8 protein-coding genes are annotated in these 21,961 nt (G+C 68.5%); 1 reads left to right on the top strand and 7 read right to left on the bottom strand.

Features of this window, described 5'->3' with window-relative positions; genetic code table 11:
• The 6 genes from gspG to purL form a co-directional block, all read right to left on the bottom strand.
• Positions 1-444 (bottom strand): type II secretion system major pseudopilin GspG, encoded by a 444-nt coding sequence (gspG, locus tag AC27VL_RS15735; protein WP_032951922.1) that lies wholly within the window; start codon positions 442-444, stop codon positions 1-3.
• Positions 445-493: 49 nt separating this feature from the next.
• On the bottom strand, positions 494-1,714 hold the full coding sequence (gene xpsF, locus AC27VL_RS15730) for a type II secretion system protein XpsF (RefSeq protein WP_488767285.1): 1,221 nt from the start codon (positions 1,712-1,714) through the stop codon (positions 494-496).
• A 24-nt stretch (positions 1,715-1,738) separates the two neighbouring features.
• Positions 1,739-3,460: a type II secretion system ATPase GspE gene (gene gspE / locus AC27VL_RS15725; protein WP_100462854.1), complete on the bottom strand. Its 1,722-nt coding sequence runs from the start codon at positions 3,458-3,460 to the stop codon at positions 1,739-1,741.
• 135 nt (positions 3,461-3,595) lie between these two features.
• Positions 3,596-5,482: a S8 family peptidase gene (locus AC27VL_RS15720; RefSeq protein WP_488767282.1), complete on the bottom strand. Its 1,887-nt coding sequence runs from the start codon at positions 5,480-5,482 to the stop codon at positions 3,596-3,598.
• A gap of 161 nt (positions 5,483-5,643) precedes the next feature.
• Positions 5,644-13,758 carry an ESPR-type extended signal peptide-containing protein gene (locus AC27VL_RS15715; RefSeq protein ID WP_488767280.1) on the bottom strand — a complete coding sequence of 2,705 codons (8,115 nt, stop codon included), beginning with the start codon at positions 13,756-13,758 and terminating at the stop codon, positions 5,644-5,646.
• Between the two features lie 439 nt (positions 13,759-14,197).
• The gene (purL, locus tag AC27VL_RS15710) at positions 14,198-18,082 is read right to left on the bottom strand and encodes a phosphoribosylformylglycinamidine synthase (RefSeq protein ID WP_100551520.1); all 3,885 of its coding nucleotides are present in this window, start codon (positions 18,080-18,082) and stop codon (positions 14,198-14,200) included.
• Positions 18,083-18,928: 846 nt separating this feature from the next.
• On the opposite strand from purL, the gene AC27VL_RS15705 reads away from it, so the two are divergent.
• Positions 18,929-21,040, top strand: a complete 2,112-nt coding sequence (locus AC27VL_RS15705; protein ID WP_100551519.1) for a glycosyl hydrolase family 18 protein — start codon at positions 18,929-18,931, stop codon at positions 21,038-21,040.
• A gap of 121 nt (positions 21,041-21,161) precedes the next feature.
• Here the strand turns inward: AC27VL_RS15705 and AC27VL_RS15700 are convergent, their stop codons facing one another.
• Complete coding sequence (locus AC27VL_RS15700) at positions 21,162-21,953, bottom strand: thioredoxin fold domain-containing protein (RefSeq protein WP_032977259.1); 792 nt, start codon at positions 21,951-21,953, stop codon at positions 21,162-21,164.
• Positions 21,954-21,961 lie beyond the last annotated feature (8 nt).

Genomic DNA, 21,961 nt, shown 5'->3' with positions numbered 1-21,961 from the left:
TTACGGCTGGTAGCGGATGTCAGCGTCGACGCTGCTGCCGCCGGCCTTGCCATCCTTGCCCAGGCTGATCAGCTCATACGCCTGGCCTTCGCCCGGTGCGCGGTACTCCAGCGCGTGGCCCCACGGGTCGTTGAGGTCGGCAGGCTTGGCATACGGGCCCAGCCAGCCACCGACGCCGGCCGGTGCGGTCACCAGGTCGTTGAGCGAGGCAGGCAGCTTGCCGGTGTCGATCTGGTAGTTGTCGACCTTGGAGGCCACGGTCTGCACCTGCGCCTTGGCGATGTTGGCCTTGCCGCGATCGGCGCCGCCGAGCACGCGGCTGGCGACCAGGGTCAGCACCGCGCCGATCAGCACGATGACGATGATGATCTCCAGCAGGCTCATGCCCGACTGGTGGCGTGCGGCGGTGAAGGAAAGGCGGATCGGTCGACGGGAAGCAATCATGGTCGGTCCTTTCAGGTACGGGATGTCGGGGTTGCGAGGGAGGCCATCGTCAGCCGATGGCGTTGGTGAGGTCGTACAACGGCACCAGCACGGCCACGATCACCGCACCGACCACCGAGGCCAGCACCAGGGTGATCGCCGGCACCATCGCCGCCAGCAGGCGGTCGATGCGGCGGGCGCTGTCCTGTTCGAAGGTATCAGCAGCTTTCAGCAGCATGGTATCGAGTGCGCCGGACTCCTCGCCGACCTGGATCATCTGCAGCGCCAACCGGGGAAAGCGCTTGCCGCGCGACAGCGCCAGCGACAGCCCGGTGCCGTTCTTGACCTCGTCGGCGGCGGTTTCCAGATCGGCCGCCAGCGCACGGTTGCCGAGCACGTTGCGGGCGATGCCCAGCGCCGCCAGCAGCGGCACGCCGTTACGCAGCAATGTCCCCAGGGTGCGCGCCAGCCGCGCGGTTTCCAGTTCGCCCAGCAGGCGGCCGATGCCGCGGCGCTGCAGCAGCCAGCCATCCAGTGCCAGACGGAACACGGGCTGCCGCGCCTTGCGTTCGAACAACAGCAGCAGCACGCCCGGCACCACCAGCAGCAGCACCCACCAGTCGCGTACGAACAAGCCCAGCTGCAGCACCAGGTTGGTGAACCACGGCAACGCCACGTCCAGGCTTTCGTACATCTGTGCGAACTGCGGCACCACATAGCCCAGCAGGAACAGCAGCGCACCGCCCACCACCACCAGCAGGATCGCCGGGTACACCAGCGCGTTGATCACCTTGCCCTGCAGCGCACGGCTGCGTTCAAGGTAATCGGCCAGGCGCTGCAGCGTGTCGTGCAGGCTGCCACCGGCTTCACCGGCGCGCACCATGTTCACGTACAGGCGCGAGAACAGGCCGTGCTGGCGCTCCAGCGCGGTCGACAACGGCGCGCCACCGCGCACCACGTCGCGGATGTCGGTGATCGCGCGGCGCGAGCGCTCGTCTTCGGGCAGGCTGAGCAGGATCGACAGCGCGCGGTCCAGCGGCTGCCCGGCACCGAGCAGCGTCGCCAGCTGCTGGGTGAACTGCAGCAATGCCGCACCCTGCAGCGGACGCTGGCGGAACAGGCCGCGCAGGCTGCTGCCGCCAACCGCACCACCGTCGGCCAGCTGCGTTTCCATCGGCAGATGGCCCTGGTCCTGCAGGCGAGCGACCAGATCGGCCTCGCTGGCCGCTTCCATCTGTCCGTCGAAGATCTCGCCGTGCGTATTGAGCGCCTTGTAACGGTAGTTCGGCATGTCAGCGTCGTCCCTGCGCGCGCATCAGCCTTCCTCGGTCACGCGCAGGACTTCCTCAAGGGTCGTCTGCCCGCTCAGGGCCTTGCTCAGGCCATCCTCGTACATGGTGCGCATGCCGGCTTCACGGGCGATGCGCTCGATCTCGCCCATGCCATCGCGGCGCATGACCGCACGCCGCAGCGCGTCGTTCATCACCAGGAATTCCATGATGGTGGTGCGCCCCAGGTAGCCGGTCGGCGCCAGTGCCGACGGCTTCGGCCGATACAGGTGGATCGTTCCCTGCGGCTGCAGGCGACGCAGGTCGAAGCGCTCGATCTCTTCCGGCGAGGCTTCATAACGCTCGGCGTGGGTCGGTTCCAGCCGGCGCACCAGGCGCTGGGCCAGGATGCCGTTGATGGTGGAGGTGAGCAGATAGTCTTCCACGCCCATGTCGAGCAGGCGGGTGATGCCGCCCGCGGCATTGTTGGTATGCAGCGTGGACAGCACCAGGTGGCCGGTCAACGCCGACTGGATCGCGATGCGCGCGGTTTCCAGGTCGCGCATTTCGCCGATCATGATGATGTCCGGATCCTGGCGCACGATGCTGCGCAGCGCATTGGCGAAATCCAGCCCGATCTGCGGCTTGGCCTGGATCTGGTTGATGCCCTCGATCTGGTACTCGACCGGATCTTCAACGGTGATGATCTTGACGTCGGCGGTGTTGAGCTGGCTCAGCGCGGTGTACAGCGTGGTGGTCTTGCCCGAACCAGTTGGGCCGGTCACCAGCAGGATGCCGTGCGGCTGTTCAAGCACCTTGCGGAACTGCGGCAGGAAGGCATCGGTGAAGCCCAGCCGGTGGAAGTCGAACACCACCGTCTCGCGATCGAGCAGGCGCATCACCACGCTTTCGCCGTGCGCGGTGGGCACCGTGCTGACACGCAGGTCCAGTTCCTTGCCCTGCACGCGCAGCATGATGCGGCCGTCCTGCGGCAGGCGGCGCTCGGCGATGTTGAGCCGGGCCATGATCTTGATGCGGCTGATCACCGCGGCGGTCAGGTTGGCCGGCGGGCTCTCGCCTTCGACCAGCACGCCATCGACGCGGTAACGCACTTTGAGCCGGTTCTCGAAAGGCTCGACGTGGATGTCCGATGCGCGCAGTTCGACCGCGCGCTGGATCACCAGGTTGACCAGGCGGATCACCGGCGCTTCCGAGGCGAGATCGCGCAGGTGCTCGATATCGTCCACTGCACCGCCTTCGCCATCGGCGGTTTCCACGATCGCCCCCATCGCGCTGCGGCCCTGGCCGAACCAGCGCTCGACCAGGTCATCGATCTCGGCGCGCATGCCCAGCAGCGGCGTTACCGGCACGCCCAATGCCAGCTGCACGGCCTGCTGCGGGTACGGATCGTGGGCGTCGGCCAGCCACAGCTGCACGCCGTGTTCATCCAGCGCCAGCGGGCATACGTGGAACTGCTTGAGGAAGCGCAGCGACAGCGGCAGGCCTTCGGCCAGTGCCTGCGGCGGCGATTCAGGCAGCTGCCGTCCTTCCAGCAGCGGCAGGCCCAGCACATCGGCGCTGGCCTGCGCCTGGTCACGTTCGGACACCAGCCCAAGCCGGACCAGCAGGCCGAGCAGGCTGCCACCGGCCTCGGCATGCAGTGGCCGCGCACGCGCCAGATCTCCTTCCTTGAGCCGACCACGTGCCAGCAGCGCATCGAGGATGCGGCCTTCAGTGTCGTCGATGGCGGTGGCAGCGAGCGCGTTCACGTGACTCTCCTGTCGATCGTCCCGACTTTAGCAGTTAAGCCGTGGTTTCCACCCTCTCCGATTCTTCTTTCGTAAAAAGACGAAGCCCGTCACACAGGTGACGGGCCTCGCTTATTCATTTACGACAGTCGATTATTACTGGGTCGCCAGAATGCTCACCCCGCTGTAAGCGGCCTCACCCACCACCTTGATGTAGTAGGTACCGGCCACCGGCTTGGCTACGCGCACGGTTTCGGTATTGCCCGGGCGGGTCGACTTGGCATCGTTGTCGGTCGCGGTGGGCACGCGGCCCTGCGCCAGATACACCGACACGTTGCCGCTGCCGCCGTAGGTCAGCACGCTCAGCGTCTTGCCGGCCGCCGCTTCGAAGGTGTAGACGGTTTCGCTGGCGGCCGCACCGGCCAAGCCACCCACGGTCACCTTGTTGGTCAGCGGAATGCCCTCCGGCTCGCAGTTCTCGGTGCACGGCTCCTTCAGCGCGGCATCCAGCGCGGCCTTGGCATCGAGGATGCCGGTGCCGATCGGGGTCGCCGCCGGGATGGTCACCGGGAACTTGCGCGCGCTCTGCTTCAGCAGCGTTTCCAGTGCGGCCGGGGCCAACGGTTCCTTGCCCTTGGCGATCAACGCGCTCTGCACCATGGCGGCCACGGCGGCAACATGCGGCGAGGACATCGACGTGCCGCCCTTGCCCATCAGCACCCACTCACCAGCGTCCGGGGTGGTTTCCGAACTGGAGCCGACCTGCCAGATGTAGCCGTTCGGGTTGCCGTCGACGCTGCCGCCACCGCCCGGGGCCGACAGGTCGACCGCGGTGCCGTAGTTGGAGTAATAGGTGATGCCACCGGTGACACGGGTCGCACCCACCGCCACCACGTTGTTGCAGCTGGCCGGACGGTACTTGGATGCGTTGTCGGTTTCGTTGCCGGCCGCGACCACCACCAGGGTGCCGCGCGACACCGCGCCGTTGATCGCGTCCTGGTAGGCGGCATCGCATGCGCCGCCACCGCCCAGACTCATGTTGATGATCTCGGCCGGGTTGGTGTTGGCCGGAATGCCCGGCACGGTACCACCGGAGGCCCAGGTGATGGCGTCACTGATGTCGGCCAGGGTGCCACCGCACTTGCCCAGCACGCGCACCGGCAGCACCTTGGCCTTGTAGGCCAGGCCCGCCAGGGCGCTGCCGTTGTTGGTCACCTCGGCAACGGTGCCGGCAACGTGCGTGCCGTGCCAGGAACTGCCTTCCGGTTCAGAGCCGGTGTAGCACTCGTTGGCCGTTTCCACCCAGTCACCGTAGTCGGTGGCACCGGGCGCGCGGCCGTCGTTCGGGCGGCGCGAGGATTCCTTGTCACTGATGAAATCGTAGCCTTCCAGCAGATTGCTGCCGAAGTCCGGCACGCCCGGCAGGATGCCGGTATCGAGCACGGCGACCACGATGCCCTCGCCCTGCGAGAGATCCCATGCGGCCGGTGCGTTCACGCCACCGGTGGCATTGAAGAAGTTCCACTGGTACTGCGCGTAGTTGGGGTCGTTGGGCACCAGTGCCGGCTGCGCGTTGGTGGCACGCAGGTCCGAACGCTGCAGGCGCACGTTGGCCACGGCGTACTGCACCGACGGATCGGCATTCAGTTCAGCCAGCACCTTCTGCATGTCGGCCGAACCCAGCTTGGACTTCAGGCGGATCAGGTCGCCACCGGCACCGAGCTTGCGCTCCACCAGCGGAGACAGTGCCGCAGCACGGCTGGTGGTGCCGCTGCTGACGATGGCACGCGACAACGCCGACTGCACGACCGAGAGCTTGGTCGAACGATCGCTGGCGGCAGCAGTGCCGTTGCGGTACTTCACGATGATGCCGTCCACGCTCTGCTGGGCAGTGCTGGCCACGCGCGCCGGTTCCTTGGCCACGCCCGGCTTGGCCGCATGCGCCGCACCGACGCCGACAGTCAGAGACAGCATGGCGGCAGCCAGCACATTGATGCGAAGGGTCTGCTTCTTGGTCACGTTCGAAATCCTCTTCAAGGTCATGGTTGAGCTTTCCTTCTCCGCCCGTTGCACGGACGGAGCTCACTACGGCCATCACTCCCTGCGACTGCCCTGGCTGGCCCACCAGGGTTGCCGGCCACGCCCCTTTGGCGCTCACTGCTCGACGTGCCGATGGGGTTGCCCACCGGCACGTTGTTGCGCACTTACCAGCCGAAGCCGGCACCAACGCCGACCGAGCTGTCATCACTGCTAAAGGCACCACCGATGGTGACCGTGGCGCGATCGCTGATCGCACGCTGGTAGCCCAGCGACATGGCCGACTCGCCGCCCTGGAAACCGATGCCGACGCCGACCCGGTTCTGGGTACGGATGCCGGCGGCACTGGTGGCCATGTTGAGCATCGCCGAGCTCATCGCGCCCTGACGGTCGATGCGGCGATCCATGTGACGCAGGCGTCCATCCACTTCGCCCTTGAACACATCGAAGCTGTCGGTAACCGCCTGCACGCGGCTGTCGGTGTAGCCGTTGGCGGTGGTGATGCCACGGTCCAGCTGGCCCTTGTTGACCGCATCGGTTGCGGTGGTACCGGCCGCCACGTTGGTGACCTGGCGTTCGTTGCCCTCGCTGCCGACCGAGACGGTGTTCGCGCGATCGGCAACCGAGCCCTGGCCCAGCGCCACCGCATTGGCTGCCGTTGCACTCGCGCCCTGGCCGACCGCGGTGGACGATGCACCACTGGCGACAGCGCCATCCCCCATCGCGACGGCGTTGATGCCACCGCCTGCGACCAGTGCCGGCTGTGCACTGCCTGCGCTGGCTGCGGTCGGGGTGCCCTGCACACGGGTGGCCGTTGCCGATCCGCTATCCGCCAGGCTCGCATCGGCGGTGGCCGAAGCCGTGGCCGCGCTGGCCGCGTCGGCGTCCAGCGGAGCGGCCATCGAACGCAGGCTGGCCGCGCCGGAACGCGTGCCGCTGGCGGTGCGACGATCGATCTCGCTGACCTTGCGGTCCAGTGCGCCCAGTGCGTCGCCGACGTTGCTGTAGGTGGAACCCTGGATCACATAGTTCGGCGCAACGAACACCCCCTGCATGCCGACGCTGGCACCGCCGCCGAGGAAGCTGGCGGCATCGCTGAGCGACTGGAACAGCTGGCCACCATTGATCGCCTGGCGGCTGCCGGAGGCGATGCTGCCGGCGCCGACGTTGTCGATGGTGGTGCCCTGGATACCGGCCAGGGTCAGGCGGTCACGGCTGGCGTCGTCGTAGCCGACCGAACTGGCCGCGCTGGTTTCAACGGTGGCGATGCGCGAGTCGAAATCACCGACCCGGGTTTCCACCGCGCCCACGCGCTGGTTGGTGACGTTGAGCTGTGAACCGGTCACGGCATCGCTGCTGCCGGCGGTGATGCGGCCATCGGCGACGTTGACGATGCGGCGCGTGGCAGGGCCGGCAGTGCCGTTGCCGCCACCGACCGACACCACGTTGGCTTCCAGGGCGCGCGCACCGGTGCCGAGGGCGACCGAGTTGGCCCCGGTGACGCCGCTGTTGGCACCCAGCGCAAGCGCGCCGCCACCAATGGCCGAGGCATTGGCACCCAGTGCGTTGCTGCGTGCACCGCCGGCGTTGGCCGCCGAGCCGATGGCCACAGCGTCGGTGCCGCTGGCGGTTGCGGTGCCACTGCCGCTGGCGCGGAAGTGGCGGCTGGTGGTGTCTGCGGTGGAAGCGACCGCATCCAGCTGCGCGCGGTTGACTGCATCGGTGGCCTGGGTACCGGCGGCAACGCGGGTGATCTGCCGCTCCGCGCCCGCACTGCCCACCGATACCGTGTTGGCCCGATCGGCCACTGCCGACGCGCCCAGCGCCGTGCTGTTGGCGGCACTTGCGGTGGCACCGAAGCCAACCGCCGTGGCACCGGCGGCGGTTGCCTTGGCGCTGTAGCCGACAGCCGTACCGAGGCGACCGCTGGCCTCGGCGTAGCTGCCCAGCGCCGACGTACCGTCGGCCGTTGCGGTGGCACGGAAGCCACTGGCCTGCGACTGCGTGCCGCTGGCGGTGGACTGCGCGCCGCTGGCGGTGCTGTAGGCACCCTTGGCCTGCGCACCGGCGCCGGTGGCGCTGGCGCCGAGCTCGCTGGCGACAGCACCGCTGCCCAGCGCCACGCTGTCCACGCCGGTAGCCTGTGCCGCATTGCCCAGCGCAGCGCCATTGGCGCCGCTGGCCAGCGCATTGAAGCCCACTGCGGTGGCGTTGGCGGCAACCGCGGTGGCACCGCTGCCGAGCGCACTGGCGCCGTTGCCGATCGCATTGGCCGCTTCACCCGCGGCCAGCGCGTTGTCGCCTTCGACGTACGCCCCGGCATCGCTGTCGGCACTGCCACTGGCCTGGAAGTGCTTGCTGGTCTTGTCGGCGACACTGGCCACTGCATCCAGCTGGCCCTTGTTCACCGCATCGGTGGTCTCGGTGCCAGCGGCAACATGGGTGACCTGGCGTTCGCTGCCTGCGCTGCCGACGGCCACCGTGTTGGCACGGTCCGCCTTCGAGCCTGCGCCGAGGGCGACGCTGTTGGCTGCGCTGGCCGTAGCGCTGGCACCCAGAGCGGTGCTGTCAGCCGCATCGGCCCACGCATTCCAACCAATTGCGGTGGCGTAGTCGTCGGTGGCCCAGGCACCGGCACCGAAGGCGGCCGCACCGGTACCGCTGGCACGCGACGGAATCAGACCGAAGAAGGTGCTGCCACCGATGGCGACACTCTCTGCGCCACTGGCTTCGCTGGATTGACCCACGGCGACCGCGCCGCTGCCTGCCGCTGCTGCACCGAAGCCGACAGCCGTGGTGTTGGCACCGGTCGCCGCCGAGCCGTAGCCCAGCGCGGTGCCGAGGCGGCCGCTGGCTTCGCTGTAGCCACCGATGGCGGTGGTGCCATCGGCCGAGGCCGCACTGCGGAAACCACTGGCCAGCGACTGCGCACCGCTGGCGACAGCCTCCGCACCGTTGGCCGTGCTGTAGACGCCGCTGGCCTGTGCAGCGGTGCCGGTGGCGGTAGCGCTGATGCCACTGGCTACCGCGCCGTTGCCGAGTGCGGCACTGTCTGCGCCGGTGGCCTGTGCATTGCTGCCCACCGCGGCCGCATTGCTGCCCGTGGCCAACGAGTTGAAGCCCACGGCGGTCGCGTTCGCGGCCACGGCCGTGGCACCACTGCCGAGCGCGGTGGCGCCGTTGCCGACCGCATTGGCCGCTTCACCGGCAGCCAGTGCGTTGTCGCCTTCCACGTAGGCACCGGCATCGCTGTCGGCGCTGCCGCTGGCCTGGAAGTACTTGCTGGTCTTGTTCGCCGTGGCAGCGACGGCATCGAGCTGGTTCTTGTTCACCGCATCGGTGCCTTCGGTGCCTGCGGCGACGTGGGTCACCTGGCGTTCGCTGCCGGCACTGCCGACGGCCACGGTGTTGTCACGGTCGGCCTTGGAGCCTGCGCCCAGGGCCACGCTGTTGGCACCGTTGGCGGTAGCGCTGGCACCCAGCGCGGTGGACTCGGCGCCATCGGCCCACGAGTTCCAGCCGATGGCGGTGGCGTAGTCGTCGGTGGCCCAGGCACCGGCGCCGAACGCCGCTGCGCCGTAGCCACTGGCACGCGACGGCACCAGGCCGAAGAAGGTGCTGCCACCGATGGCCACGCTCTCATCGCCGCTGGCTTCGCTGGATTGACCGACGGCGACCGCGCCGCTGCCTGCCGCTGCTGCACCGAAGCCGACAGCCGTGGTGTTGGCACCGGTCGCCGCCGAGCCGTAGCCCAGCGCGGTGCCAAGGCGGCCGCTGGCTTCGCTGTAACCACCGATGGCGGTGGTGCCATCGGCCGAGGCCGCGCTGCGGAAACCACTGGCCAGCGACTGCGCACCGCTGGCGACAGCCTCCGCACCGTTGGCGGTGCTGTAGACGCCGCTGGCCTCTGCAGCGGTGCCCGTGGCGGTGGCGCTGATGCCGCTGGCCACCGCGCCGTTGCCGAGCGCGGCACTGTCTTCACCGGTCGCCTGCGCGTTGTTGCCCACTGCGGCCGCGTTGCCGCCGCTGGCCAGGCTGTTGAAGCCCACCGCCGTGGCGTTCGCGGCCACCGCCGTTGCGCCACTGCCGAGCGCGGTGGCGCCGGTGCCGATCGCATTGGCGGCCTCACCCGCAGCCAGCGCGCTGTCGCCTTCCACGTAGGCACCAGCATCGCTGTCGGCGCTGCCACTGGCCTGGAAGTACTTGCTGGTCTTGGCCCCTTCGGCGGCCACTGCGTCCAGCTGGTCCTTGTTCACTGCATCGGTACCCTGGGTACCCGCTGCCACGTTGGTGATCTGGCGGGTGTTGCCGCCACCTCCGACCGACACGGTGTTGTCGCGGTCTGCAATCGAATCGGCACCCAGCGCCACGCTGTTGGCACCGCGCGATTCCGCCGCATTGCCCAGCGCGGTGCTGTTGGTGCCCGGCGCATAGGCGCCGCCGCCGACCGCGGTGGAATAGTCGCCGGATGCTTCGGTCGCCAGCAGGCCGAACAACGAGCCACCGACGGCCACGGCATTGGTGCCGGTAGCCAGGCTGCCCTGGCCGGTGGCGGTGCTGTAGGCACCGGATGCTTCCGAATCGCCGCCGAGCGCAACGCTGTTGGAGCCGGAGGCGTTGGCGAAGTTGCCGAAGGCAGTGGCGTTGAATGCCGACGCGTTGGCGTAGCCACCGATGGCCGTGCTGTAGCCGCCGGTCGCTTCGGCGCCGATGCCGAACGCGGCCGAAGCGGTGCCGCTGGCCACGCTTTCACTGCCGACCGCCGTGGCCGCCTCACCACTGGCGTTGCTGAAGTAGCCCACCGCCACGGCTTCCTCGCCGCTGGCCTCGGACAACACGCCGGTGGCGGTGCTGCCAGCGCCGCTGGCCACCGAGGCCGCACCGAAGGCCGCACTCTGCTCGCCGCTGGCTTCGCTCTCGGCACCGTGCGCGGTGGCGTATTCGCCGGTCGCCTGCGCGTTGGCACCGATGGCGCTGGCATTGGCTGCTGTGGCCAGCGCATTGAAGCCGATGGCCTGTGCATTGCTGGCCAGCGCATTGGCGCCACTGCCCAGCGCGGTTGCACCGTTGCCGATGGCGTTGGCCGATTCACCGGCGGCCAGCGCATTGTCACCTTCCACGTAGGCGCCGGCATCGCTGTCGGCGCTGCCACTGGCCTGGAAGTACTTGCCGGTGGTCGCCGCACTGGCTGCAACCGCGTCGAGCTGCGACTTGTTCACCGCATCGGTGGCCTGGGTACCGGCCGCCACACTGGTGATCTGCCGCTCGTTGCCGGCGCTGCCCACCGACACGCTGCGGTCACGGCTGGCCACCGAACCGGCACCCAGCGCAACCGCGTTGTTGCCACTGGCCGCGCTGCCCGCGCCCAGGGCGATCGCACTTTCACCGCCAGCCACCGTGTTGGTGCCGATGGCGATGCTGTTGATGCTGTTGCCCAACGCCTGGAAGCCCAGCGCAACACTGTTGTCGCCGTAGCTGAAGGCGCCGCGGCCGACAGCGGTGGAACTGATGCCGTTGGCCCAGCTGTTGTAGCCGATGGAGGTGGCACCGTTGGCGCTGGCCCATGCCGCCGGACCGAACGCCGAAGCATTGCGGCCGGTGGCCCAGGCACCGGCGCCAAAAGCGGTGGCGCCCTCCTCGCTGGCGGTGCTGTAACCACCCACGGCGGTGCTGTCGTCGGACTTGGCAAAGGCGCTGTCACCGATGGCGACGGCATAGCTGCCGGTAGCGCGCGACTTGCCGCCTGCCGCGAAGCTGTTGTCGCCGGTGGCCTGTGCAGCATTGCCGAAGGCGCTGCTGCTGGCACCGGTCGCCTGCGCGGCATTGCCGACGGCGGTGGAACCGGCCGAAGCGGTGGTGCCGATCTGCACCGGATTGCCCTGGTCATCCAGCAGGGGCTGGTTGTATTCGTCGTACGCCTGGCCGAGGCCACCCACGGCCACTGCACCGTCACCGTCGGCGAAGGTATTGCGACCCAGGGCCACGCTGTCGGCGCCGATGGCCGCAGCGCCTGCGCCCTGCGCCAGCGCGCCGGCACCGATGGCGTTGCTGGCCGAACCCGCCGCTACGGCACCCTCGCCTTCTGCATAGGCACCGGCATCGCTGCCGCTCTCCGGCTGCGCCTGGAAGAAGCGCGCGGTGGTGTCGGCGGTGCTGGCCACGGCGTCCAGCTGTGCCTTGTTCACTGCATCGGTGGCTTCGCTGCCGGCCGCCACGCTGGTGATCTGCCGCTCGTTGCCGGCACTGCCCACGGCCACGCTGTTGGCGCGCACCGCTTCGGAATTCGCACCCAGTGCAACGCTGTTGGCACCCCGCGCAGTGGCGTAGTAGCCGACGGCGGTGCTCTGCGCGCCACTGGCCCAGGTCTGCGCCCCCAGTGCGCTGGCGTTCTCGCCCGGTGCGTAGGCGAAGTAGCCCACTGCGACCGAATCGGTGCCGGAGGCCTCGGTCAGGCTGCCGTTGGCCACGGCATGGTCACCGCTGGCAATCGCGCCGGCACCGACGGCCGTGGCCGCTTCGCCACTGGCCTGGGTCTGCACGAAGAAGCCCAGGCCCGGAATCAGATCGGCCGGTCCACCGATGGCCACGCTGCTGGTACCGGTAGCGTTGCTCTGCGTACCGACGGCCGTTGAGTAATCGCCGATGGCATTGGAGACCGCGCCGAACGCCGACGACTGCACACCTGCCGCGTAGGCACCCACGCCGTACGCCGAGGCGGCGAAACCGCCGGCATCGGCGCTGGCGCCGACAGCGGTACCACCGACCCCGGCACTGGTGGCGCCGGTCTCTACCGGCACGCCACCACTGGTGATCAGCGGATTGCCATCAGCATCCACCGCAGCACCGCCGACGGCGACGCTGCCCGGACCGACTGCCTGCGCGTTGTTGCCGAAGGCCGCACTGTTCTGGCCCGAGGCCAGCGCGTTGTTGCCGACTGCAGTGGCGCTCTGCGCGACAGCGGTCGCACCTGCACCGACGGCGGTTGTGCCGTTGCCGATTGCATTGGCGGCTTCGCCAGCGGCGAGCGCGTCATCTCCCTCGGCCAATGCGCCAGCATCGCTGTTGCTGCTGCCGGTGGCCTGGAAGCGCTTGGCGGTGGTATCGGCTACTGCCGCCACACCCTTCAACTGGCCGACGTTGACCGCATCGGTATCTTCGGTACCTGCGGCAACACTGGTGATCTGCCGGGTCAGGCCGTAGTCGACCGCACCCACCGAAACGGTATCCACGCGATCGGCCAGCGAGCCGGCGCCCAATGCCACGCTGCCGGTGGCCACGGCGGCCGAGTTGGAACCCAGCGCGGTGCTGTACTCGCCCGCCGCCGTGCTGAACGCACCGACGGCAATGGAGGCTTCGTTGGCGGCAGTTGCACCGCGGCCCAGCGAGGTGCTGCCCGGGCCCATGGCCACTGCGCCTGCACCCACTGCCGTGGCGCCATCGGCGCTGGCTTCGGACAGTGCACCCAGTGCGGTGGCTGCGCCGTTCTCGCTGGCGGCCACGGCATGGGCACCGACGGCGGTATCGCCCAGGCCGAATGCCGCCGCGCTCTGCCCGACCACCACGCTGGCATCACCGAAGGCGAGCGCGTTCTGGCCGAAGGCACTGGCCCCGACGCCCGCAGCAATCGCCTGGGTGCCGACCGCAGTGGTGGCGTTGGCCAGCGACTGGCTGCCACTGCCGACCGCGATGGCGCCCTCGCCTTCGATCTTCGCCGCGTCGCTGTTGTCACCCGCGCCATCGGCCTTGAAATAGCGGCTGCCCTCGGCCGCCGCCTGCGCAAGCGCAGCCTGCGTGGCGCGTGCCTGTGCATCCAGCTGCGCCTTGTTCACCGCATCGGTGGCGGCGGTACCGGCGGCGACGTTGGTCACCTGCCGTTCCTTGCCGGCATCACCGACAGAGACGGTGTTGGCGCGAGCTGCCTTGGAACCGGCGCCCAGCGCCACGCTGTTGGCACCGGTGGCGCTGGTACCCGCGCCGATCGCCACCGCGTTGCTGCCCTTGGCGCTGGCAGTGCCATCGACCGCGCACTTGTCCACCACTTTGCTGTTGAGCACCACGCAGTTCGCGCTGCCGCCAATCTCGACCGACTGCGCCGAAACGATGCCGGTCATTCCCAGTCCCATTGCCAAGGCCAACGCTGCGGCCAGTCGTGCCGGCGCGGCATCCGTCGCACTGCGGCGCTGGTCGACGACCCCGCCTGATGAGCTGGAAGAGGCCAGTTCCGAGGCCACCACCAACTGACCCAATGCTTTGTTCCAGACCTTGCGATAAATCCGATTCATCGGTACGGCTCCTGATTGGACTGGTTTTGGGCAAAGCAACGCCACCGCCGAACCTTCGTGGTTCAACGTCCCCTGGGGGCGTTATTCGCGTGATTTACTGCGGTGTATTGCCGAACGGCGCGCAGGGACAGAAAACCGAGCGCGTGCGCCGTGCGGTTACTGCGGGATGAACAGATTTGAAACGGGGGTCAAGTGTTAACGGCATCTTTGCGAATCGTCAAGAGTTTGACGCAGCAAAAGCCATTGCCGTGAAGCAGTTCACTGTTTCACTTGTTTATGTACGTATTTTGTTAGGCATGCGTGAGGGAATCCTCACATATGAAAACGTATGTAACTGATGGACAGCACAGGAGTTTCCGTATTCAAAAAGAAAAACCCGCCGGTTTCCCGGCGGGTTTCCATACGCGATGGCATCGTCAGCTGCGCAACGCGTGTGCGATCAGCCGCACCACACCCGTGCGTTGCGGAACATGCGCATCCACGGTGAATCGCCCTGCCACTCGGACGGGGCCCAGCTCAGGTTGAGCGCGCGCGGGGTGCGCTCCGGGTGCGGCATCATGATGGTCACCCGGCCGTCGGTGCTGGTCAGGCCGGTGATGCCGTCCGGCGAGCCGTTCGGATTCAGCGGGTAGTGGCTGGCGACGTTGCCGTTGCCGTCGATGTAGCGCAACGCGACACGGGCTGTGGCCTGGTCGACGGCGTTGTCGAACACCGCCTGGCCTTCGCCATGCGCCACCGCCACCGGCAGCCGCGAACCGGCCATGCCACGCAGCAGGATCGACGGCGACTCCACCACTTCCAGCAGCGCGGTGCGGGCTTCGAACTGCTCGCTGGCGTTGCGGCGGAACTGCGGCCAGTGCTCGGCACCGGGGATGATGTCCTTCAGCTGGCTCATCATCTGGCAGCCGTTGCACACGCCCAGGGCGAAGCTGTCCTCACGCGCGAAGAACGCGGCGAAGGCATCGCGCAGCGCAGTGCGCTCGAGGATCGAGGTCGCCCAGCCGCGGCCGGCACCGAGCACGTCGCCGTAGCTGAAGCCGCCGCAGGCGACCAGGCCGGTGAAGTCCTGCAGCGCCACGCGGCCTTCGATGAGGTCGCTCATGTGCACGTCGAATGCGCGGAAGCCGGCACGTTCGAAGGCGTTGGCCATTTCAATCTGGCCGTTGACGCCCTGTTCGCGCAGGATCGCAACGCGCGGACGCGCCCCGGTCTGCACGAACGGTGCGGCGACATCCTCATTGGGATCGAAGCTCAACTTCGGCTTCAGGCCCGGCGCGGTGAAGGCGCGGGCGATCTCGCGCTCGGCATCGGCGTTGGCCGGATTGTCGCGGCGCTTCTGCATGGCGTGGGTCACCGACCACCAGGCGTCGAACAACGCTTCCCAGCGCCATTCGGCCAGCGAGTCACCGCCCAGCGACACCCGCACCACCGGCGCGGTGGTCGGCTTGGCGATGCGCTGCGCGCACTCGGTCAGCGCGTGGCGCTCGACCAGGTCGGCGAACGCGGCGCGGTCTTCGCGGGCGATCTGCACAACGGCGCCCAGTTCTTCATTGAACAGGCTGCGGAACGGATCATCGCCCCAGGCGTCGAGGGTGATGTCCAGGCCCAGGCGCGAGGTGAAGGCCATTTCGCACAGCGCGGCGAACGCACCACCGTCGCTGCGGTCGTGGTACGCGCGCAGCAGGCCGGCCTGGCGTGCATCGCGGATCAGCTCGAAGAAGCCACGCAGGCGCTGCGGGTCGTCCAGGTCCGGGGCGGCACCGGCGAACGCCGGCAGGTCGCCATGGTCGGCGTGCACCTGGGCCAGGATCGAACCGCCAAGGCGCTGCTTGCCGGCACCGAGGCCGATCAACCACAGCTCGCTGTCGATATCGCGGTCCAGCAGCGGGGTCAGCTGCTGACGCGCATCGGCCACCGGCGCGAACGCGGTGATCACCAGCGACACCGGCGACACGCTCTTGTGCGCCTCGCCCTGGTCGTGCCACTGCGCCTGCATCGACAGCGAGTCCTTGCCCACCGGGATGCTGATGTCCAGCTGCGGGCACAGTTCCATGCCCACCGCCTTCACCGCGTCGTACAGCAGCGCGTCTTCGCCCGGGTGGCCGGCCGCGGCCATCCAGTTCGCCGACAGCTTGATTTCATCCAGCGCATCGACCGGGGCCGCGCACAGGTTGGTCAGTGCTTCGCCAACGGCCATGCGGGCCGAAGCAGCCGCGTCCAGCAGCGCCAGCGGCGTGCGTTCGCCCAGTGCCATCGCCTCGCCGGCCACGCCGTCGAAGTCGGCCAGGGTGATCGCCACGTCGGCCACCGGCAGCTGCCACGGGCCGACCATCTGCTCGCGTGCGGTCAGGCCGCCCACACTGCGGTCGCCGATGGTGACCAGGAAGTTCTTGGAGGCTACGGTCGGGTGCGCGAGCACGCGCAGACCGGCTTCCTGCAGATCCATGCCACCGGTCTTCAGCGCCGGCCAGCGCGGTGCCGGCGGGTGCGCGGTATCGCGGTGCATCTTCGGCGGCTTGCCGAACAGCACGTCCATCGGCAGGTCGATCGGCGCATCGGCCGGGATGTTGCCCGGCACGGCGCCATAGGCCACCACCAGGTGTTCGGCTGCGGTGGCGACACCGACCGCAGCGAACGGGCAGCGCTCGCGCGCGCACAGCGCCGCGAATTCGGCCAGGCGCTCCTGCGCCACACCGAGCACGTAGCGCTCCTGCGACTCGTTGCACCACAGCTGCATCGGCGACAGCGACGGATCGTCGGTGGGCACCTTGCCCAGGTCGATGATGCCGCCCACGCCGGAATCGTGCAGCAGTTCGGGAATGGCGTTGGACAGGCCACCTGCACCGACGTCATGGAAGAACTTGATCGGGTTGTTGGCACCCATCGCCACGCAGCGGTCGATGACCTCCTGGCAGCGACGCTCCATTTCCGGGTTGTCGCGCTGCACGCTGGCGAAGTCCAGATCCTCGGCGCTTTCACCGGAGGCGACCGAACTGGCGGCACCGCCGCCGAGGCCGATCAGCATCGCCGGGCCGCCGAGCACGATCACGGCATCGCCGTCCTGCAGCAGGATCTTGTCGACCTGCACGCGGTCGATGGCACCGAGGCCACCGGCCAGCATGATCGGCTTGTCGTAGGCGCGTACCAGGTCGGCGCCTTCCGGCAGTTCGAAGCTGCGGAAGTAGCCGAGCAGGGCCGGGCGGCCGAATTCATTGTTGAACGCAGCGCCGCCGAGCGGGCCGTCGGTCATGATTTCCAGCGCCGGCGCCATGCGCGGGTTCAGCGCACGCGGCGCTTCCCACGGCTGCGGCAGCTCGGGAATGCGCAGGTGCGAGACCGAGAAACCACTCAGGCCAGCCTTCGGCTTGCCACCACGACCGGTTGCACCTTCGTCGCGGATTTCACCACCGGCGCCGGTCGACGCGCCCGGGAACGGCGCGATCGCGGTCGGGTGGTTGTGCGTTTCCACCTTGATCTGGAACGCGCTGGGCACCTGCGGTTCGCGGCGGTACTCGCCGCTGGCCGGGTCCGGGCGATAGCGCGAGGCCGGGTGGCCTTCGATCACCGCCGCATTGTCGCTGTACGCGCTGAGCGTGTGCTGCGGCGTCTGCTGGTGGGTGTTCTTGATCATCCGGAACAGCGAGCGGTCCTGCTCCTGGCCGTCGATGGTCCAGCTGGCATTGAAGATCTTGTGCCGGCAGTGCTCGGAATTGGCCTGCGCGAACATCATCAGTTCCACGTCCGACGGCGACCGGCCCAGCGCGGTGAAGCGTTCGCGCAGGTAGTCGATCTCGTCCTGCGCCATGGCCAGGCCGAGGCGCTGGTTGGCGGCCTCCAGCTGGTCCACCGGCACGCGCTCCAGTTCGCCACGGGCCGGGGTCGAGAACAGGGACTGGCCCTGATCGACGGTCTCCAGCACCGACTGCGTCATCGGGTCGTGCAGCACCTTGATCAATGCCTGCTGGGCGGCGGCATCGGCCGGCCATCCCAGTACGTCGATGCGCAGGCCACGCTCGACCCGGCTCACCGGCTGGCCGGCACCGCGGACCAGTTCGCTGGCCTTGCTCGACCACGGCGACAGCGTGCCCAGGCGCGGCACCACGATGCGGCTGACCGCACCGTCAGCGACCGCCTCGGACTGCGGACGGGCTTCCAGGATGCGGCACAGGGTATCGACGTCGGGGGCGGCAGTGCCCTCGGCCTGCACGAAGTAGACGTGCCAGGCACCGCTGATGCGCAGGGAGGGAGCGATGGACTGCAGGCGGGATTCAAGACGTTCGCGGCGGAACGGCGACAGGGCGGGCGCGCCCTCGAGGACCATCATGTCCGGGGAACCGTAGTTGGGAAACGGGCCCGACATTGTACCGGAAGCGGGGGTAGGCTTCGGCCGGGCGGCGCCCGGCACCCGCAGAGGCCAGAGCGCAGGCAACGGCAACGGCCAAAGCCAAAGCGGGCATTCCGTGGGATGGCGGGGTGGGTCCGGTTGCGGGGGACGCCGTAAACCCGTCCCTGGGGGCTTGGCCGCGGCATCCATGCCGCGGACACCCCCGCAACCGGACCCACCCCGCCTTCGACAGTTTCCTGCTGCTGTTGGTAGGTGTCGACCTTGGTCGACACGGTAGATCCACGCCATGCGTGGATGCTTCCGGTAGTGCCGGCCGCTCGCCGGCAACCAAGGAATGCCTGGAATCAAACGCCTGAGAGCGAAGCGATCGGCGTTTGATTTTGATTTTTTGTTCGTCTTTCGTGGCTGGCCGCGCAGGAAATTGTCCGTGGCCGGGTGGGTGGGCTGCGCAGGGGCGTAAGCGCCATGGATGGCGCGCCCGAGCCTACAGGGACGTATTCACGGCGCCCCCTGCGCAGCCCACCCACCCGGCCAACCCCCAGAAATCCGCTGTAAACGACCACCCCAACCACGAGGGGGGCTCCGCCGCTGGCTGCCGACCGCGCGCCAGCGCCGCTCTCCGCCAAATCCCCGAACCATGCACTCGCTCACGGATTGACCACGCAATTGATGACAACGTTGTCCCTACCTGGCGCCGGACTCTCTCCCCGGCCCACCAGGTACCTCCGTCCGCCCCCTCCGTCGCCTTCCCGGGCGATGTCCGGACCCTGCGTTACGTGCGGCGCCGTCGTGGCCCGTGCGCCAACCATCGATCGGAGACACACCATGTACGACCCGCTTGTGCAGAGTGCCGATGTACGCAGTGCCCACCCTTCCCTTCAACGCTGTCGCCCGCGCCGTCTGGCCTGGCTGCTGGCCCTCGCCGGGGCCGTTGCCCTGCCCGGCCTGGCCCAGGCCGCCAGCTGTGCCGGCGTGGCCGAATGGGACCAGGCCAAGATCTACCGGAGTGGCGATACCCTGCAGAAAGGAGGCGTCCTCTACCGGGCGAACCAGGACATCTGGAACGCACCGCCGGACCATCCGGCCGGGGCGCCCTACTACACCAACCTCGGCGCCTGCGACGGCAGCGGCGCCAACCAGCCGCCGGTGGTCAGCCTGACCTCGCCGGCCAACGGCGCCACTTTCAGCGCCGGCAGCACGGTCAATGTGACCGCCAATGCCAGCGATGCGGACGGCAGCGTCAGCAAGGTCGAGTTCTTCCGCGACGGCAGTTCGCTGGGCGTCGACACCAGCGCGCCGTACAGCGCCAGCTGGGCCAACGCCAGCGCCGGCAGCCATACCCTGCGCGCGGTCGCCACCGACAACAACAACGCCACCGCCAGCACCGCGACCATCACCATCACCGTCAACGCGGCCAGTGGCGATACCACCGCACCCAGCGTGCCCGGCGGCCTGGCCGTGGGCACCCGCACCGCCAACAGCATCGCGCTCAGCTGGAGTCCCTCCACCGACAACACCGGAGGCAGCGGCCTGGCCGGCTACGACGTGTACCGCAACGGCAGCCTGGTCGGTTCACCGTCCAGCGCCAGCTATGTCGATGGCGGGCTGACCGCCTCCACCAGCTACAGCTACCGCGTGCGCGCCCGCGACAACGCCGGCAATGCCTCCGCACAGGGCACGGCGGTGACCGCCAGCACCCTGGCCGGCGACGGTGGCACCACCGGCAAGCGGGTCATCGGCTACTTCACCCAGTGGGGCATCTATGGCCGCAACTACCGGGTCAAGAACATCGACAGCAGCGGTTCGGCCGCGCGCCTGACCCACATCAACTACGCCTTCGGCAACGTGCGCAACAACCGCTGCGAAGTGGGCATCACCCAGGCGTCGGACCCGAACAGCGGTGCCGGTGGCGATGCCTTCGCCGACTACAGCAAGGCCTTCGGTGCCGGCGAAAGCGTGAGCGGCAGCGCCGATACGTGGGACCAGCCGCTGCGTGGCAACTGGAACCAGCTCAAGCAGCTCAAGGCCAAGTACCCGGGCATGAAGGTGCTGATCTCGCTGGGTGGCTGGACCTGGTCGCGCGGCTTCTCCAGCGCGGCGCAGCCGGCCAACCGCCAGGCCTTCGTCGCCTCGTGCATCGACGCCTACATCAAGGGCAACCTGCCGGTGACCGACGGCGCCGGTGGCCCGGGGGCAGCACTGGGCGTGTTCGACGGTATCGACATCGACTGGGAATACCCGGTGGCCTGCGGTATCGCCTGCGGCACGCCCGAGGACAATGCCAACTTCACCGCGCTGATGGCCGAGTTCCGTCGCCAGCTCGATGCGGTGCGTCCGGGCCTGCTGCTGACGGTGGCGGTCGGCGCCGGCATCGACAAGATCCGCGTCACCGATCCGGCCGCGTACCACCCGTACCTGGACTACATCAACGTGATGACCTACGACTTCCACGGCGCGTGGGATGCGAAGACCAATCACCAGTCGGCGCTGTTCGATTCGCCGAGTGATCCGTCCACCGGCGACCAGAAGCTGTACAACAGCAACGATGCCATCGAGGCCTTCATCAGCCGCGGTGTTCCCGCCGCCAAGCTCAACCTGGGCATCGGCTATTACGGGCGCGGCTGGACCGGGGTGACCAACGCCAACAACGGCCTGTACCAGAGCGCCACCGGTGCGGCACCGGGCACCTACGAGGCCGGCATCGAAGACTGGAAGGTGCTGAAGAACCTGGCGTGGCAGGGCTATACCGACAATACCGCCGGGGCCACCTGGATCTACAACGGCAGCACGCTGTGGAGCTTCGATACCCCGGCCAACATCACCCGCAAGATGGGCTACGTGAAGACCCAGGGACTGGGCGGTGCGTTTGTCTGGGAGTTCAGCGGCGACGACGCGCAGGGCACGCTGACCAAGGCGGTCAGTGATGGCTTGAAATAAGCAGACAACCGGGGATGCGACTGGCATCCCCGGTTTCCAACCTGTAGAGCCGAGCCCATGCTCGGCTGATGTGTCCGCAGCCGAGCATGGGCTCGGCTCTACAGAAAAAGGTCAGCGGCGGTCAGCGCTTGGCCGACAGCTTCTCCAGCGCGGCACGCAGCTGCGCCGGCGGCAGGTAGCCGCCGAGCTGGGTGCCATCCGGCGCGAAGATGGCCGGCGTACCGTTCACCCCCAGCTGCTGGCCCAGGGCGTACTGCATGGCCACCGGGTTGGTGCAGTTCTTCGCGGCCACCGTGCCACCACGCTTGGCATTGGTCAGGGCCTGGCGACGATCGGCCGCGCACCAGACCGAGATCATGTCGGTGTAATCCTTGCTGCCCAGCCCCATGCGCGGGAACGCCAGGTATTCAACGGTGATGCCGTTGCGGTTGAGCTCGGCGATGTCCTGGTGCAGCTTGCGGCAGTAGCCGCATTCGATATCGGTGAACACGCTGATGGTGTATTTCGCGTTCGGCGCGGCGAACACGATGCGGTCACCATGATTGGCCTTGGCCAGCAGGTCGCGACGGTAGCCCAGCAGGCCTTCGCTGTTGGCCGGGCTCTTGGCGCGGGTGTCGTAGGGCTGCGACTGGAACAGGTAGCGGCCGTCGTCGGAGACGTACAGCAGCTGGCCGGAGACCACCACTTCACGGAAGCCAGGGAAGGGCGCGGCGCCGATGTAATCCACCTGGAAGCCGGGGTTGAGCTCGGTCAGTGCCTTGCGCACGGCCTGCTCGGCCGGAGCATTGGCGGTGGCGGCAGGACCGGCCTTGGCTGCCGCTGCGGCGGGCGCCTTTGCGGCGGGCGGGGCGGGCTGGGCGCAGGCACTCAGGCTGAGCGCGCCGAACACGGCGGCGATGGCGAATCGGAGCATGGAGCAGT

The organism is Stenotrophomonas sp. 14P6.2.3 (assembly GCF_057799055.1).
Note: the sequence above shows the minus strand (reverse complement) of the source record. Positions and strands in the feature narration are given on the sequence as shown.